The 14859-nt window shown below is 67.2% G+C and carries 15 protein-coding genes and 1 pseudogene; all 16 read left to right on the top strand.

The features are described from left to right. Nucleotides 1–284 precede the first annotated feature (284 nt). The 16 genes and pseudogenes from DVS29_RS26880 (at nt 285) to DVS29_RS26805 (ending at nt 14849) form a co-directional block, all read left to right on the top strand. Complete coding sequence (locus DVS29_RS26880; RefSeq protein ID WP_118183565.1) at nt 285–1172, top strand: polysaccharide deacetylase family protein; 888 nt, start codon at nt 285–287, stop codon at nt 1170–1172. Nucleotides 1173–1522: 350 nt separating this feature from the next. Continuing rightward, nucleotides 1523–2212, top strand: a complete 690-nt coding sequence (locus DVS29_RS26875; protein ID WP_118183564.1) for a beta-ketoacyl synthase chain length factor — start codon at nt 1523–1525, stop codon at nt 2210–2212. Further along, nucleotides 2196–2990 (top strand): lysophospholipid acyltransferase family protein, encoded by a 795-nt coding sequence (locus DVS29_RS26870; protein ID WP_118183563.1) that lies wholly within the window; start codon nt 2196–2198, stop codon nt 2988–2990. The genes DVS29_RS26875 and DVS29_RS26870 overlap by 17 nt, the downstream gene beginning before the upstream one ends. Continuing rightward, nucleotides 2965–3276 carry a phosphopantetheine-binding protein gene (locus tag DVS29_RS26865; RefSeq protein ID WP_118183562.1) on the top strand — a complete coding sequence of 104 codons (312 nt, stop codon included), beginning with the start codon at nt 2965–2967 and terminating at the stop codon, nt 3274–3276. Before DVS29_RS26870 ends, DVS29_RS26865 begins: the two co-directional genes overlap by 26 nt. A gap of 3 nt (nt 3277–3279) precedes the next feature. Continuing rightward, nucleotides 3280–3531: an acyl carrier protein gene (locus DVS29_RS26860; RefSeq protein ID WP_118183561.1), complete on the top strand. Its 252-nt coding sequence runs from the start codon at nt 3280–3282 to the stop codon at nt 3529–3531. Next, nucleotides 3531–4235, top strand: coding sequence for a COG4648 family protein (locus tag DVS29_RS26855; protein ID WP_240655810.1), 705 nt, complete (start codon nt 3531–3533; stop codon nt 4233–4235). Before DVS29_RS26860 ends, DVS29_RS26855 begins: the two co-directional genes overlap by 1 nt. Nucleotides 4236–4270: 35 nt before the next feature. Further along, a pseudogene (locus DVS29_RS26850) lies at nt 4271–4612 on the top strand (ApeI family dehydratase); the annotation flags it as partial. Then, nucleotides 4609–6324 (top strand): glycosyltransferase family 2 protein, encoded by a 1716-nt coding sequence (locus DVS29_RS26845; protein ID WP_118183559.1) that lies wholly within the window; start codon nt 4609–4611, stop codon nt 6322–6324. The pseudogene DVS29_RS26850 and the gene DVS29_RS26845, both read left to right, overlap by 4 nt. Then, the gene (locus DVS29_RS26840; protein ID WP_118183558.1) at nt 6317–6748 is read left to right on the top strand and encodes an acyl-CoA thioesterase; all 432 of its coding nucleotides are present in this window, start codon (nt 6317–6319) and stop codon (nt 6746–6748) included. The genes DVS29_RS26845 and DVS29_RS26840 overlap by 8 nt, the downstream gene beginning before the upstream one ends. Then, complete coding sequence (locus DVS29_RS26835) at nt 6736–7449, top strand: outer membrane lipoprotein carrier protein LolA (RefSeq protein ID WP_118183557.1); 714 nt, start codon at nt 6736–6738, stop codon at nt 7447–7449. Before DVS29_RS26840 ends, DVS29_RS26835 begins: the two co-directional genes overlap by 13 nt. Beyond that, nucleotides 7449–9896 (top strand): MMPL family transporter, encoded by a 2448-nt coding sequence (locus tag DVS29_RS26830; protein ID WP_118183556.1) that lies wholly within the window; start codon nt 7449–7451, stop codon nt 9894–9896. The genes DVS29_RS26835 and DVS29_RS26830 overlap by 1 nt, the downstream gene beginning before the upstream one ends. Then, nucleotides 9893–11077, top strand: a complete 1185-nt coding sequence (locus tag DVS29_RS26825) for a beta-ketoacyl-[acyl-carrier-protein] synthase family protein (RefSeq protein WP_118183555.1) — start codon at nt 9893–9895, stop codon at nt 11075–11077. The genes DVS29_RS26830 and DVS29_RS26825 overlap by 4 nt, the downstream gene beginning before the upstream one ends. A gap of 64 nt (nt 11078–11141) precedes the next feature. Continuing rightward, on the top strand, nt 11142–11645 hold the full coding sequence (locus tag DVS29_RS26820; RefSeq protein WP_118183570.1) for a hotdog family protein: 504 nt from the start codon (nt 11142–11144) through the stop codon (nt 11643–11645). Next, the gene (locus tag DVS29_RS26815) at nt 11642–12367 is read left to right on the top strand and encodes a 3-ketoacyl-ACP reductase FabG2 (protein ID WP_118183554.1); all 726 of its coding nucleotides are present in this window, start codon (nt 11642–11644) and stop codon (nt 12365–12367) included. The genes DVS29_RS26820 and DVS29_RS26815 overlap by 4 nt, the downstream gene beginning before the upstream one ends. Beyond that, nucleotides 12367–13593 (top strand): beta-ketoacyl-ACP synthase, encoded by a 1227-nt coding sequence (locus DVS29_RS26810; protein WP_118183553.1) that lies wholly within the window; start codon nt 12367–12369, stop codon nt 13591–13593. The genes DVS29_RS26815 and DVS29_RS26810 overlap by 1 nt, the downstream gene beginning before the upstream one ends. Beyond that, nucleotides 13590–14849 (top strand): beta-ketoacyl-[acyl-carrier-protein] synthase family protein, encoded by a 1260-nt coding sequence (locus DVS29_RS26805; RefSeq protein ID WP_240655809.1) that lies wholly within the window; start codon nt 13590–13592, stop codon nt 14847–14849. Before DVS29_RS26810 ends, DVS29_RS26805 begins: the two co-directional genes overlap by 4 nt. The last annotated feature ends 10 nt before the right edge of the window (nt 14850–14859 follow it).

The raw sequence follows: 14859 nt of genomic DNA, 5'->3' as shown, positions 1-14859 counted from the left end.
CCAAAAATCGAGAGTAAACGACGCTTCGCCCTTTGTTTACAACCACTAACCTGCCCAAGCCCGCCAGTAAACGACTTCCTAATGCGATTGCCCTGGCATCCCTCCCCCCCGCCTCGCCCCACATCCACTAGAATTGCATTTCTGCAAATCGGTGCGAGAGCTGCGTTCACGTTACGTTCACGCTGCCAGGTAAGGCTATACCCGGCCATGCGCGGCCATCCGCGTTACATGGCACACGGTCAGGGAAACGCATCGAAGCAAAGCAAGGAAGCGGAAGCAACGACATGACGGCCCCCCACACCTCCGCCTGCACCGGCTTCGATCCGGGCGAGCGCCGCTGGCCCGTGAAGGGCTATCCGGCCGCGCTCACGCTGTCGACAGCCTGGCATGCGGCCGCCCTGCTCGGCTGCGCGCTCGAGCCGGCCACGTGGCCATGGTGGCTCGCCGGCACGTTCGCCAATCACGCCGCGGTCACGATTCCCGGCCTGCTGCCGCGCTCGTCGATGCTCGGCCCGAACTGGACGCGGCTGCCCGACCTGCCGGGCAACGCGCGCTCGATCGCGCTCACGGTCGACGACGGACCCGACCCCGACGTGACGCCGCGGGTGCTCGATCTGCTCGACGCGCACGGCATCCGCGCGACCTTCTTCTGCATCGGCGAATGCGCGCTGCGCCACCCGGCGCTCACGCGCGAGATCGCCGCGCGCGGCCACGCGGTGGAAAACCACTCGCAGCGTCACCGGCACACGTTCTCGGTACGCGGGCCGCTCGCGCTCGCGCGCGAAGTCGACGATGCGCAGCGCACGCTCACCGCGCTGACCGGACAGTGTCCAGCGTTTTTCCGTGCGCCGGCCGGCTTGCGCAACGTGATGCTCGAACCCGTGCTGCAAAAGCTTGATCTGCGCCTCGTCGCGTGGACCAGGCGCGGCTTCGATACGCGCGAATCCGATCCGCGCGTGGTGCAGGCCCGCCTGCTTCGCGATCTCGCTCCGCGCGACATCCTGCTGCTGCACGACGGCAATGCGGCGCGATCGAACGACGGCCGTCCGGTTCTGCTATCGGTATTGCCGGGCATCGCCGAAGCGGCTCACCGGCAGGAGTTGCGCTTCGTCACATTACGGGATGCTTTCCAGCCCGCGCACGCACCAGAGTTTGGGATCGCAGCGTTATAGGCAGAGCGGAATTTTCGTCAATGCGGATTTGACATTCGTCGTCGCGCTGGCGACACGCATTTGAACCAGGCATCATTTCGGGCTGATTTAACCGGTAATATTCAGTATGATTTGCCCGCGCTGTCGAACAGCGATGGACAAATAGACCGGTTCACCGGCATATGACATGCCGAGGGCATACCGGCCGTCGATTTGCCGGCAGCGTTAAAAATCTCGCGCCGGCTGCCGTTAAACGTGCGTATCCGAATCGCGGTAAATCCGCCCGGTCAATCGTCCGTGCGCGGCTATTTCGCGCCGAAGCCGGCCGATTTATCGACGCGCCAGCCATTTTTTATTTTGCGAATACCGATATGCCCAATCTGCACTGGACCATGCCGGTGGCTCGCTGGTCTTTCTGGTCCGCTACATCGCCAACCGCGCCGGATATCAGCTTCATCGACCCGATGGTGCGTCGCCGTCTGAGCTCGCTGTCGCGGATGGCGCTGAAGGTCGCGCACGACTGCGCCGCAGGTCGCGACGCGGTCCGGATGGTATTCGCGTCGCGTCACGGCGAACTGCGCCGCACCACCGACATCCTGCACGCAATCGCCGCGTCCGAGCCCGTGTCGCCGAACGCGTTCAGCCTGTCCGTGCTGAACGCGATGTCGGGCATGTTCGGCATTGCGCGCGGCGACCGCTCGGCGGCAAGCGCCATTTCCGCGGGTGCCGAAACGCTCGGCTATGCGCTCCTCGAGGCGCATGCGCAATACACGGACGCGCCGTCCGCGCCCGTCCTCGTCGTCTACGCGGACGAACCCGCCGACCCGCTCTATGGCCCGGTGAACGACGAAGTGGAAGGCGGCGCGCTCGCGATCCTGCTCGACGCGACGAGCCCGCAATGCGAACTCAGCTGCTCGGTCGCGCACAACGAACCCGCCGGCGCTCGAAGCTTCGCTACCCAGGCCGCGGCGCTCGCGCACTGCCTCGATAACCGGGGCCAGTCGAGCTGGCAGAGCAATGGCAACGCGTGGCACTGGAGGTGGCATGGCGACGCGGCTTGACTACTGCTGGCGCTGGTTCGCGACCGGCATGAGCTTCGTCGTGTTCGGCACGTGTGGCGTGCTGTTTTCGATCGTCGCGTTCCCGCTCGCGCAGTTGTGGCCGCATCGCGCATCGCGGCAACGCGCGGTCACGCTGATCATCCACCACTTTTTCCGCGCGCTCGTCGCGGTGCTGCGGCGCATCGGCGTGATGGAGCTCGACACGCGCGGCGCGGCGCAACTGCGCGCGAGCGGTGCATCGATCGTCGTCGCGAATCACCCGACGTATCTCGACGTGATGGTGCTGCTGTCGCTGATGCCGAACGCCTGCTGCGTCGTGAAGAACAAGCATTGGGGCAATCCGTGCTTCTGGGGCATCGTGCGCGCGGCCGAATACGTGAGCAATGCCGATCCGGTCGGCCTCGTCGAAGACTGCGCGAAGCAGCTCGCGCGCGGCTACACGATGATCATCTTCCCCGAAGGCTCGCGCAGTCCGGCGCCGAACCGTCTGCATGCGTTTTCGCGCGGCTTTGCCTACGTCGCGCTGAAGGCCGGCGTGCCGATCGTGCCGGTGCTGATGCACTGCGATCCGCCGGCGTTCACCAAGCAGATGCGCTGGCACGACATTCCGGCGCGACCATTCCGCATAACCGTGGACGTACTCGGTCCCATCGCGGCCGACGATCTCGCCGCGCACGGCGCCGCGCCCGCGCTTGCCGCGCGCAGCGTGACGAGCGCGATCGAAGAGCACATCACCCAGCACCTGTTCGACCATGGATTCTTTAAAACTGGAACTTAAGCAGCTCCTGATCGACGCATTCGATCTGGAGCATCTGACGCCCGCCGACATCGCCGACGATGCGCCGCTCTTCGACAGCGACGGCATCGGTCTCGATTCGATCGACGCGCTCGAGATCGGCATCGTGCTGCGCAGGCAATATCAGTTGACCATCAGTCCGGACGACCCGAACGTCCGCGAATACTTCCGTTCGATCGATTCGCTCGCCGCGCTGATCGCGAGCCGCGGTCAGGCCGCCGGCGCCGCCGGTGGCGCAGCGGATGCAGTTGTCAGTAAAGGGGATTAAATCGTGACCGAGGCAGAGATTCTTGAGCGCATCCGCGCCATCTTCAAAGAGAACTTCGCCATTGAACCCGAGCGTGTGACGCCCGAGGCCCATCTGTTCGAAGAACTCGATCTCGACAGCATCGACGCGGTCGATCTCGCGATCAAGCTGCAGGAAATGACGGGCAGGCGCATCAAGCCGGAGGAGTTCAAGTCGGTCCGCACGGTCGGCGACGTGATCGCCGCAATCGAGTCGCTGCTCGCGGCGCAAGGTTGATGCCGCTTTCGCCGTACGAACGGGAAACGGCCGCGGCCGCCGCGCCGATCGCGACAGGCACGGTTGACGATGCGCTTGCCGCCACGCCAGGCGTCGGGCTGATGGGCTGGCTGCGAACCGGACTGCGGATCGCCGCGAAGCTCGCGTATCCGCTCGTGATCCTGTGCGCGTGGCATTGGGACAATCCGCGTGTGGTCGGTTGCCTGCTGTTCGCGCTGCTGTGGCTGCAGCGCTGGGGCGGCACCGGCACGGTCGCCGCTTCGCTGCGCCGGCTGACCGCGGTCGACTGGTGCGTCGCCGCGCTGCTCAACGCCGCCTCCGTCGCGATCGTGCTGACCGGCAGCGAAATGCTGCTGCGTCTTTATCCGTCGCTCGTCAATCTCGGACTGCTCGTCGCGTTCGGCGCGACGCTCGTGCGCGGCCCGTCGATGGTCGAAAAATTCGCGCGCATCACGATGCCCGATCCGCCGCCGCACGTGATCCGCTACACGCGCCGCGTCACGCAGGTATGGTGCGGCTTCTTCGTGCTGAACGGCGCGTTCTCCGTGTACACCGCGTTGTGCTGGCCACGCGAGGACTGGTCGCTGTACAACGGCGCGATCGCGTATGTGCTGATCGGCGCGCTGCTGGTCGGCGAACTCGGCTGGCGCCATCTGGTGATGCTGCCGAGGGCGGCCCGCGCGGCCCGGGCGGAGCAGCGATGAGCGCGCCGCACGAAGCGCTGTGGGCGGGACGCTACGGCGTCGAAGTGCTCGCGGCGAGCCAGTGCGGCGACCAGTTGCGCTACGACCTGCGCGTGCCGCCTTCGCTCGCGCATTTCGACGGCCACTTCCCCGGGCTCGCGATCCTGCCCGGCGTCGTGCAGATCGACTGGGCGATCCGCCTCGCGAGCGAACACATTCCGCATCTACGCGAGGTCAGGTCCATCGATCGCCTGAAGTTCACCGCGCCCGTGCCGCCCGGCGCGCTGCTGTCGCTCGCGATGACGCACGATGCGAGCGAGCGGCGCGTGCGCTTTGCGTACCGGCTCGGCGAGCGGGACAGCGCATCGGGCGTGATCGTGTACGGAGACCAGGCATGAGCTTCGCTGCCTGCATCGTCATTCCGATCTACAACCACAAGGACGCGATCGGCGCGACCATCGCGAATCTCGCCGTGCACGAGCTGCCGGTCATCGTCGTCGACGATGGCAGCGATGCACCGACGCAGGCAGTGCTCGCCGAACTCGCGCAGCAGTACGTGGGCCGCATGACGCTGCTGCGTCGCCCGGTGAACGGCGGCAAGGGCGCGGCGGTGATGACTGGCCTTCGCGCCGCGCACGATGCCGGCTACACGCACGCACTGCAGATCGACGCGGACGGTCAGCACGATGCCGCCGACGTGCCGCGCTTCGTCGCCGCAGCCGGGGCCGCGCCGCGCGCGTTGATTCTCGGCCAGCCGGTCTACGACGACAGCGTGCCGAAGTCGCGGCTCTACGGCCGCTATGCGACGCACGTGTGGGTGTGGATCGAGACGCTGTCGTTCGAGATCCGCGACTCGATGTGCGGCTTCCGCATCTATCCGCTCGATCTCGCGTGCGCGCTGATCGACAGCGTGACGCTGCCCACGCGCATGGACTTCGACATCGAGATTCTCGTGCGCCTCTACTGGCAGCGCGTCGCGTTCGTCGCACTGCCGACGCGCGTTACCTACGCGACCGACGGCATTTCTCATTTCGACGTGCTGTGGGACAACCTCCGCATCAGCCGCAGCCACACCCGGCTCTTCTTCGGCATGCTGTTGCGCTCGCCGCTTTTGATCGCGCACAAGTTCATGCCACGCGCAACGGGTTGCAACAAGGTCAATGCCCAGGAAAAACACTGGTGGCGCATGGCCGAGCGCGGCAGCCGGCTCGGCATGCTGTCGCTCGCATTGAGCTGCAAGCTGTTCGGGCCGCGCTTCACCGCGCTGTGGCTGCATCCGATCGTCGCGTACTTCCTCGTGACGGGCCGTGCGGCGCGCACTGCGTCGAAGCTGTATTTCGCACAGCTCGATGCTGCGACACCCGCATCCGATACGCCGCGCCCCGGCTGGTTCAGCGCGTATCGCCACATGCTGGCGTTCGCGCAGTCGGGCTTCGACAAGCTCGCCGCATGGTCTGGCCACGTGACAGAGCACGACGTCGACTTCGACGATGCCGCACCGCTCGATGCGCTGCTCGCAAGCGGACGCGGCGCGCTCGTGATCGGCTCGCACCTCGGCAACCTGGAGATGGCGCGCGCGCTCGCGGTGCGCGGCGCGCAGACGAAGGTGACCGCGATCGTCTACACCGAGCACGCGCAGCGCTTCAACAGCGTGCTGGCATCCGCTGACGACCGCTTCGCCGAGCACCTCGTGCACGTCAGCGACTTCGGTCCGGCGACCTCGATGATGATGCAGGAGCGCGTCGAGAACGGCGAGCTGCTCGTGATCGTCGGCGATCGCACGCCCGCGCACGAATCGGGCCGCACCACCGATGCGCATTTTCTCGGCTCGCCCGCGCCGTTCGCACAAGGCCCGTACGTGCTCGCGCACGCCCTCGGCTGCCCGGTGTACCTGTTCTTCTGCCTGAAGGAACGCGGCACCTATCGCCTCTACTTCGAGCCGTTCGCCGAGCGCATCGAACTGCCGCGCCGCGAGCGCACGCAACATATCGCGGCGTGGGCGCAGCGTTACGCGGCGCGTCTCGAACACTACTGCCGCAAGGCGCCGTACCAATGGTTCAATTTTTTCGATTTCTGGGCGCGTCCCAGTGGAGGCACGCGCGATGACTGACACGCAGAAGACCCTGACCGCGAGCGCGAAAGTGGAAGTGCCGTTCCATGACGTCGACGCGATGAACGTCTGCTGGCACGGCCACTACCTGAAGTACTTCGAGATCGGCCGCGCGGCGCTGCTGCGAAAGTTCGATTACGACTATCGCGAGATGCAGGCGTCCGGCTTCCTGTGGCCAGTGGTCGAAGTGCATCTGAAATACGTGCGCCCGGCCGTCTACGGCCAGATTCTCGACGTCCGCACGAAACTGCTCGAATACGAGAACCGCCTGAAGATAGGCTACGAGATCTTCGACGAGGCCACCGGCACGCGGCTCACGAAAGGCTACACGCTGCAGGTGGCCGTGAAGGCATCGAACCAGGAGTTGCAGTTCGTGTCGCCGCCCATCGTGCTCGAGAAGCTGGAGCGTGCATGGGCCGAGTGAATATGCGCATGCGTGTTGCGACCAGGCTCGTGCCATTCTGCGGTGCGAGCGCGATTGCAATTGCGATTGCGCTCACGCCGCGTCACGCCGCGTGGGCCGAGGGCACGCAGACCGCCGCCCCCGTCGCCGCATCGTCCAGCGCCAGCACGACGCTCGTCTCGCAGATCGCCGCGCATCTCGGCCAGCAGTCCGGCATCCGCGCACAGTTCATCCAGACGCGCACGCTCGCCGCGATGAAAGCGCCGCTCGTGAGCCACGGCTCGCTGCTGTTCTATCGCGAACGCGGCGTGATCTGGCAACTCGACACGCCGTACAAGGCGACCTACGTGATCACCGATGCGGGTGTGCGCCAGCTCGGCCCTGATGGCCAACCGGGTGCCACGGCAAACCCGCAAGGCGCTCGCAGCGCGCAGACCGCCGCGAAGCTGATGCGCGACATGCTGTCGGGCGATCTGTCCGCGCTCTACTCGCAGTTCGACGTGCATGCGGACGGCACGCCGTCGCGCTGGCACATGCTGCTGACGCCGAACCAGCCGCAGCTCGCGCAGTCGATCAAGTCGCTGCAGATGAGCGGCGGCACGTATCTGCAAACGCTGCTCGTCACACTCGCGAATGGCGATGCGACGGCATTGAGCTTCGAAGGCACCAGCGCCGTCACCACGTTGACTCCCGCCGAAGCGGCGTTGTTCGGAGCGCACTAGTGGACGCGCTGCAGTCGCGACCGGTGAAGCCAGCGCGCGGCGTGCTCGCCGCGTGGCTGCTGCTCGCGCTCGTCGCGGCGCTGTACTGCGCGTGGCGCTTCGCCGCGACGTCGCCATTGCAGACCAACCTGCTCGCGCTGCTGCCCGCCACCGAAGCCGACCCGGTCGCCGATCTCGCGGTCGAGCGCCTCGCCGCCGCGCTCGGCGATCGTACCGTGTATCTCGTATCGAGCGACAGCGACGCGCACGCGAAAGCCGCGGCGGCGCAACTCGGCGCAACGCTTGCCGCGAGCCATGCGTTCCGTTCGGTGACCGCGCAGTTGCCGCCGTTTGACCTGTCGCAGATCGGCAGCGTCTATCTGCCCTATCGCTTCGGCCTGCTGACGCCCGCGGATCGCGCAGTGATCGCGCGCGGGCCGAACGCGCTGCACGACGCGGTGCTGCAACACCTGTACGCGCCGCCCGGCGGCGGTCTGTCGACACCGCTCGCCGACGATCCGTTCGGCTGGCTCGAGCACTGGCTCGCGGGCCTGCCGCTCGCCACCTCGAACCTGTCGATCGAAGACAACCTCCTCGTCGCGCATACGGGCAGCACCACCAGCGTGCTCGTCGTCGCGACCCTGCCGGGCTCCGCGTACGAATCCGGCACGCAGCGCGCGGTGCTCGCCGCTACCGCTCATGCGGAAGCGCAACTGAAGCATAGCTTCCCCGACGTCACGCTCGCGCGCACCGGCGCCGTGTTCTATGGCGAAGCAGCGCGCAGCGAATCGGAGCGCGATGTACACCGGATCGGCATCGTGTCGCTCGTCGGCGTCGCGTTCCTGATGCTGTGGATCTTCCGCTCGCCGCGGCTGCTCGTGCTCGGTTTCGTGTCGACGGCGATCGGCATCCTGTGCGCGCTCGCCGCGACGATGCTCGTGTTCGGCAAGCTGCATCTGCTCACGCTCGTGTTCGGCGCGAGCCTGATCGGCGAAGCGGTCGACTACTCGATCCAGTACTTCGTCGTGTATCTCGGCGCGAGTCACGGTGATGCAAACGCGAACGGCGCGGGTAGCAACGCATGGGACGCGAAACAAGGCGCGCGCGCAGTCACGCCCGCATTGAGCGTCGCGCTCGCGACCAGCCTGCTCGGCTACGCGATCCTCGCGTGGGTGCCGTTCCCCGCGCTGAAGCAGATCGCGTGCTTCGCGATGGTCGGCATTTCGGTCGCGTTCGCGTCCGTGCTGTGGCTGCTGCCCGCGCTGCTCACGCGCGCACCCGTACGTCGTCCGCAATGGCTCTTCGCCGCCGCGGCGCAACTGCTCGCGAAATGGCAGCGCGCGATCGGCGGCAAGCGCGCAGTGTGGCTCGCCGTGCTGCTCGTGATCGTCGCGGCGCCCGGCTGGCTGATGCTGAAAAGCGACGACGACATCCACCTGCTGATCCATCGCGACCCTTCGCTCGTTGCGCAGGAGCAGCGCATCACGCGCGCCGTCGGCGTAGACAACGACGCACAGTTCTTCGTCGTACGCGGCGACTCGGAAGAGACGGTGCTGCAACGCGCGGAAGCGCTCGGCGCGAAGCTCGAGGCGCTCACCGGCAACAGCGCCACGCAGATCGCAGGCTGGCAATCGGTCACGTCGTTCGTGCCGTCGGCCGCGCGGCAGCACGCCAATCGCGCGCTGCTCGATACGCATGTGTTCAACGACCGGGCGGCACTGCGCAAGCTGCTGGTCGACGCGGGCTTTCGCGACAACGTCGCCGATGCGTGGCTCGCGGCATCCGCGCAGTCGGCGAATCGCACGCTGAGCGTCGGGCGCTGGCTCGCCGCGCCGTGGTCGCAACCGTTCCGGCATCTGTGGCTCGGCCAGGTCGAGGTCGCGACGCCGGTGTATGCGGCCGTCGTGATGCCACAACGCGTGACGCCCGTGAACGAACCGGTGCTCGTCGCGCTGGCCGCTACGTTGCCCGGCGTGAGCTTCGTCGACAAGGCCGCGAGCGTGTCGAAGCTGTTCGGTGCGTATCGCGTCGACAGCGGCCTGTGGCTCGCCGGAGCGTTGCTGCTCGTGCTGATCCTGCTGATGGTGCGCTACGGCGTGCGCGGCGGCATCGCGGTCGCTTTGCCGGTGCTGCTCGCGGTCGGCGTCACGCTCGCGCTGTTCGGCTATGCGCGCGTGCCATGCAACCTGTTCAACTCGCTCGCGCTGATGCTGGTGCTCGGCGTCGGCGCGAACTACGCGGTGTTTCTGCGCGAAGGCGCGCAGCGCGAACATGCCGACCTTGGCGCGGTCTGGACCGGTGTGCTGCTGTCGGCGGCCACCACGCTGCTGTCGTTCGGCATGCTCGGCATGAGTTCGATGCCTGCGCTGAAGAGCTTCGGCGGAACGCTCGCGCTCGGTATTTCGATTGCGGTGCTGCTTGCGCCGATCGGCATTCCGATGCCGTTGCATACGAAGGAAACGGCATGAACACAACCCGCGTCTACCTGCACGCGCTCGGCATGATCAACGCGCTCGGCGACGACACCGCGTCGATCGCCGACGCATTGAAGCGTCACGAAGCGCCCGGCATGGGCCCGATGTCGACACGGCGCGGTGAAGCGTTCGTCGGCCGTGCGCTTGCACCGCTCGATCTCGCACCGCCTGCATCGCTCACGCGCTACGACTGCCGCAACAACCGGCTGCTGCTCGCCGCGCTCGCGCAGATCCAGCCCGAGATCGACGCCGCACGCGAACGCTTCGGTTCGCAGCGCATCGGTATCGTGCTCGGCACCAGCACGTCAGGCATCAGCGCCGCCGAAGACGCACTCTTCGAGCGTGCCGCGAGCGGCGCAATGCCCGCCGCGTTCGACTACCGCCAGATGGAAATCGGCACCGCCGCGCCGTTCGCCGCGGCCGCGCTCGGTATCCAGGGGCCCGCGTTCACGATCTCGACCGCGTGCACGTCGAGCGCGAAAGCGTTCGTGTCCGCGCGCCGGCTGCTGCGGCTCGGGCTGTGCGATGCGGTGATCGCGGGCGGCGTCGATTCGCTGTGCGAGCTCACGATTCAAGGCTTCTCGTCGCTCGAATCGACCAGCACGACGCGGATGAATCCGATGAGCCGCAATCGCCACGGCATCAACGTCGGCGAAAGCGCCGCGGTCTTCCTGCTGACGCGCGACGAAGGCGACGTGTGGCTCGCGGGCGCCGGCGAATCGAGCGACGCGCATCACATCTCCGCGCCTGACCCGCAAGGCATGGGCGGCGAACTCGCGCTGCGCGCGGCGCTCGACGACGCGCAACTCGCGCCCTCCGCGATCGGCTACGTGAACCTGCACGCCACCGCGACGCCGCGCAACGACCAGATGGAAGCGCACCTGATGGCGCGCGTGTTCCCCGACGGCGTCTCGACGAGCGGCACCAAGCCGCTGACCGGCCATACGCTCGGCGCGGCGGGCGCCACTGAACTCGGCATCGCGTATCTCGCGCTGACCCGTGAAGACATCCCGCTGCCGCGCCATCTGTGGGACGGCGACGCCGACGCCACGCTGCCCACGCTGGACCTGATCGCCGATACGCGGCGCCTTGCGCGCGGCAACGGCACGCAGTACGCGATGAGCAATTCGTTCGCGTTCGGCGGCAGCAATGTCAGCCTGATTCTCGGCCGGTGATATAAGGATGACTTCGCTCAACTGCTCCGCCGTCGCCGACCTCGGCACAGCCCACGAATCGCGCATGAACGACCGCAGCCAGCCCGATGCCACGTTTCCGCCGATCGAGGAAATCATCCCGCATCGCGACACGATGCTGCTGCTCGACGCGGTCACAGCCTTTACCGGTGAATCGATCGCGGCCACCGCGCGCGTGCATGCCCACGCGTGGTATGCGGATGCAGACGGCGCGATGCCCGCATGGATCGGCGTCGAACTGATGGCGCAGGCGATCGCCGCGCACGTCGGGCTGCTCGCGATTCGCGCGGGCGGCCACGCGTTGCCGGGCGTGCTGCTCGGCTCGCAGCGCTATCGCGCGGCGCTGCCGGCGTTCGCCGCGGGCGCGCGCCTGCAGATCAGCGCGAAAGAACTGCTGCGCACCGACGAAGGCACCGCCGCATACGAATGCGCGATCACGTGCATGAAGGGCGAAGGTGAGGTTGAGCGCGAGCTCTGGGCCGAAGCGATCATCAAGGCCTTCCAGCCGCGCGATTTTCAGTCATTCATCGAAGGGAGTTTCAGGTCATGAGCCGCCGTGTTCTCGTCACCGGCGCAAGCCGCGGCATCGGCCGCGCGATTGCGTATCGCCTCGCCGCCGACGGCTTCGCCGTCACCGTGCATTGCCGCTCGAGCCGCAGCGAAGCGGAAGCCGTGCAGGCCGGCATCGTCGCGCAGGGCGGCAGCGCGAGCGTGCTGCAGTTCGACGTGCGCGAGCGCGCCGCGTGCCGCAGCGCGCTCGAAGCCGACGTCGACGCACACGGCGCGTACTACGGCATCGTCTGCTGCGCCGGCGTGACGCGCGACGCGGCGTTCCCCGCGCTCACCGACGAAGACTGGGACATGGTGATCGAAACCGGTCTCGACGCGTTCTACAACGTCGTGCATCCGCTCACGATGCCGATGGTGCGCGCGCGCAAGGGCGGCCGCATCGTCACGGTCGCATCGGTGTCGGGCGTGACCGGCAATCGCGGCCAGGTGAACTACAGCGCCGCGAAAGCCGGCCTGATCGGCGCGACCAAGGCACTCGCCGTCGAACTCGCGACGCGCAACATCACCGTCAACAGCGTCGCGCCCGGCCTGATCGAAACCGGCATGCTCGACGACGTGCCGCTCGAACACGCACTGAAGGCCGTGCCGATGAACCGCGTGGGCCAGCCCGCGGAAGTCGCGGCGGTCGTGAGCTTCCTGATGTCCGACGCCGCGTCGTACGTGACGCGCCAGGTGATCGGCGTGAACGGCGGGATGGTGTGATGAAGCGCGTCGTCATTACCGGCATGGGCGGCGTCACCGCGCTCGGCGACAACTGGCCCGACATCGAGTGCGCGCTGCATCTGAAGCGCAACGCGGTAAAGCGCATCGACGAATGGGACTTCTATCAGTCGCTGCACACGCGCCTCGCGTGTCCGCTGCCCGGCTTCACGCAGCCCGCGCATTATCCGCGCAAGAAGCTGCGTTCGATGGGGCCGGTTTCGATGTACGCGGTGCGCGCGAGCGAAATGGCGCTCGCCGATGCGGGCCTCGCGACCGACGCATCGATCGCCGATGGGCGCATGGGCGTTGCGTACGGTTCGTCGTCGGGTTCGGTGGAGCCGATCCGCGCGTTCGGCAAGATGCTCGACACCGGCCTGATGGGCGACGTCACGTCGAACAGCTACGTACAGATGATGCCGCACACCACGGCCGTCAACGTGGGCCTGTTCTGGGACCTGAAAGGCCGCATCGTGCCCACGTCGTGCGCGTGCGCATCAGGCAGCCAGGCGATCGGCTACGCGTACGAGACCATCGCATACGGCAAGCAGACGATGATGCTAGCAGGCGGCGCCGAGGAACTGTCGGGGCCGGCGGTCGCGGTGTTCGACACGTTGTACGCGACGAGCACGCGCAACGACGATCCGCACCTGACGCCGCGTCCGTTCGACAAGGCGCGCGACGGGCTCGTCGTCGGCGAAGGCGCGGCGACGCTGGTGCTCGAGGAATACGAACACGCGGTCGCGCGCGGCGCGCGGATCCACGCGGAAATCGTCGGCTTCGGCTGCAACTCGGATGGCGCGCACATGACGCAGCCCACCGCCGAAACGATGGCGCTCGCGATGCAGTTGGCGCTGTCGGACGCGCAACTCGACGCCAATGCGATCGAATACGTGAATGCGCACGGCACGTCGACCGATCTTGGCGATGTTGCCGAGAGCCGCGCGACCGCACAGGTGTTCGGCAAACGCATGCCGATCAGCTCGTTGAAGAGCTACATCGGCCACACGCTCGGCGCGTGCGGCGCGATCGAGGCGTGGTGGACGATCGAGATGATGAAGCGCAACTGGTTCGCGCCGACGCTGAACCTGACCGACGTCGACCCGGCCTGCGCGCCACTCGACTACATCGGCGGCGACGGCCGCCGGATCGACGCCGAATATGTGATGAGCAACAACTTCGCGTTCGGCGGCGTCAACACGTCGCTGATCTTCCGGCGCGCCGCATGAGCGTGTGGATCGACATGCACCGCGGCGAGCCGCGCGCGTTGCAGCGCGTGGTCGTGACGGGAATGGGCATCGTGTCCTGTCTCGGCAATACGCTCGACGCGGTATCGGCACGATTGCGCGACGGCACGAGCGCGGTCACGCACATCGATGCGTGGCGCGCACGCGGCTTCGCGAGCCAGGTGGCGGGCGTGGCATCCGTCGCGAACGAAACGCCGTTCGACCGCAAGCTCGAACGCTTCATGGGCGACACCGCGCGCTTCGCGTGCCATGCGGCGCACAGCGCGCTCGCCGATGCCGGGCTCGACGCGGCGCAATTGCGTACGCCGGCCGCGGGCGCAGTGATCGGCTCGGGTGTCGGCACGATGTCCGCGTATGACGCGGCAGTAGCGCTCGCGAACACGCGCGGCGTCGACCGCGTGCCGCCGTACACCGTGCCGCAGGCGATGAGCAGTACCGCGTCGGCGAACGTCGCTCAGGTGTTCGGCATCGAAGGCATCAGCTATTCGCCGTCGTCGGCGTGCACGACGTCGACGCTCGCGATCGGCCAGGCAATGCAGCTGATCCAGACCGGGCGCCAGCAGATCGTGCTCGCCGGTGGCAGCGAAGCACTGCACGACAACATGACGCTGATGTTCGACGCGATGGGCGCGTTGTCGCGGCGCTTCAACGACACGCCCGCCAGCGCATCGCGGCCGTACGACGTCGCGCGCGACGGCTTCGTGATCGCGTCGGGCGCCGGCGTGCTGGTGCTCGAATCGCTCGACCATGCGCTCGCGCGCGGCGCGCGGATCCACGCGGAGCTGACGGGTTTCGGCCATGCCACCGACGGCGCGGGCATGGTCACGCCGCAGGCGCCGGGCATCGCGCGCGCGATGCGCGCGGCGCTCGACGACGCACGCGAAGGGCCGGACTACGTGAACACGCACGCGCCATCCACGCCGCTCGGCGACGTCGAAGAACTGCGGGCGCTTGCCGAGGTATTCGGTCAACATGTGCCGCAGTTTTCGTCGACGAAGGGCATGACGGGGCATCCGCTCGGCGCATGCGGCGCGCACGAAGCGATCTACACGCTGCTGATGCTGCGCGACGGCTTCATTGCGGGAACGGGTGCGATCGCATCGCCCGATCCGGCCACGAGCGATCTGCCGCTAGTGCAGACCTCGCGCGATGCAAAGCTGCGCACGGCGATGTCGGTTTCGTTCGGGTTCGGGGGAAGTTGCGCGAGCCTGATGTTTCGCGCGTGGCAACGCGCATGATGTTTCTGAG

Source organism: Paraburkholderia phosphatilytica, assembly GCF_003443895.1.
Taxonomy (GTDB): Bacteria; Pseudomonadota; Gammaproteobacteria; order Burkholderiales; family Burkholderiaceae; genus Paraburkholderia; species Paraburkholderia phosphatilytica.
This window is presented reverse-complemented; position numbering and strand designations above follow the sequence as displayed.

What these genes read in the sequence shown, in the direction of transcription:
- DVS29_RS26880 (WP_118183565.1), top strand. Translation starts at nt 285, where the DNA reads ATGACGGCCCCCCACACCTCCGCCTGCACCGGCTTCGATCCGGGCGAG.
- DVS29_RS26875 (WP_118183564.1), top strand. Translation starts at nt 1,523, where the DNA reads ATGCCCAATCTGCACTGGACCATGCCGGTGGCTCGCTGGTCTTTCTGG.
- DVS29_RS26870 (WP_118183563.1), top strand. Translation starts at nt 2,196, where the DNA reads ATGGCGACGCGGCTTGACTACTGCTGGCGCTGGTTCGCGACCGGCATG.
- DVS29_RS26865 (WP_118183562.1), top strand. Translation starts at nt 2,965, where the DNA reads ATGGATTCTTTAAAACTGGAACTTAAGCAGCTCCTGATCGACGCATTC.
- DVS29_RS26855 (WP_240655810.1), top strand. Translation starts at nt 3,531, where the DNA reads ATGCCGCTTTCGCCGTACGAACGGGAAACGGCCGCGGCCGCCGCGCCG.
- DVS29_RS26845 (WP_118183559.1), top strand. Translation starts at nt 4,609, where the DNA reads ATGAGCTTCGCTGCCTGCATCGTCATTCCGATCTACAACCACAAGGAC.
- DVS29_RS26840 (WP_118183558.1), top strand. Translation starts at nt 6,317, where the DNA reads ATGACTGACACGCAGAAGACCCTGACCGCGAGCGCGAAAGTGGAAGTG.
- DVS29_RS26835 (WP_118183557.1), top strand. Translation starts at nt 6,736, where the DNA reads ATGGGCCGAGTGAATATGCGCATGCGTGTTGCGACCAGGCTCGTGCCA.
- DVS29_RS26825 (WP_118183555.1), top strand. Translation starts at nt 9,893, where the DNA reads ATGAACACAACCCGCGTCTACCTGCACGCGCTCGGCATGATCAACGCG.
- DVS29_RS26820 (WP_118183570.1), top strand. Translation starts at nt 11,142, where the DNA reads ATGAACGACCGCAGCCAGCCCGATGCCACGTTTCCGCCGATCGAGGAA.
- DVS29_RS26815 (WP_118183554.1), top strand. Translation starts at nt 11,642, where the DNA reads ATGAGCCGCCGTGTTCTCGTCACCGGCGCAAGCCGCGGCATCGGCCGC.
- DVS29_RS26810 (WP_118183553.1), top strand. Translation starts at nt 12,367, where the DNA reads ATGAAGCGCGTCGTCATTACCGGCATGGGCGGCGTCACCGCGCTCGGC.
- DVS29_RS26805 (WP_240655809.1), top strand. Translation starts at nt 13,590, where the DNA reads ATGAGCGTGTGGATCGACATGCACCGCGGCGAGCCGCGCGCGTTGCAG.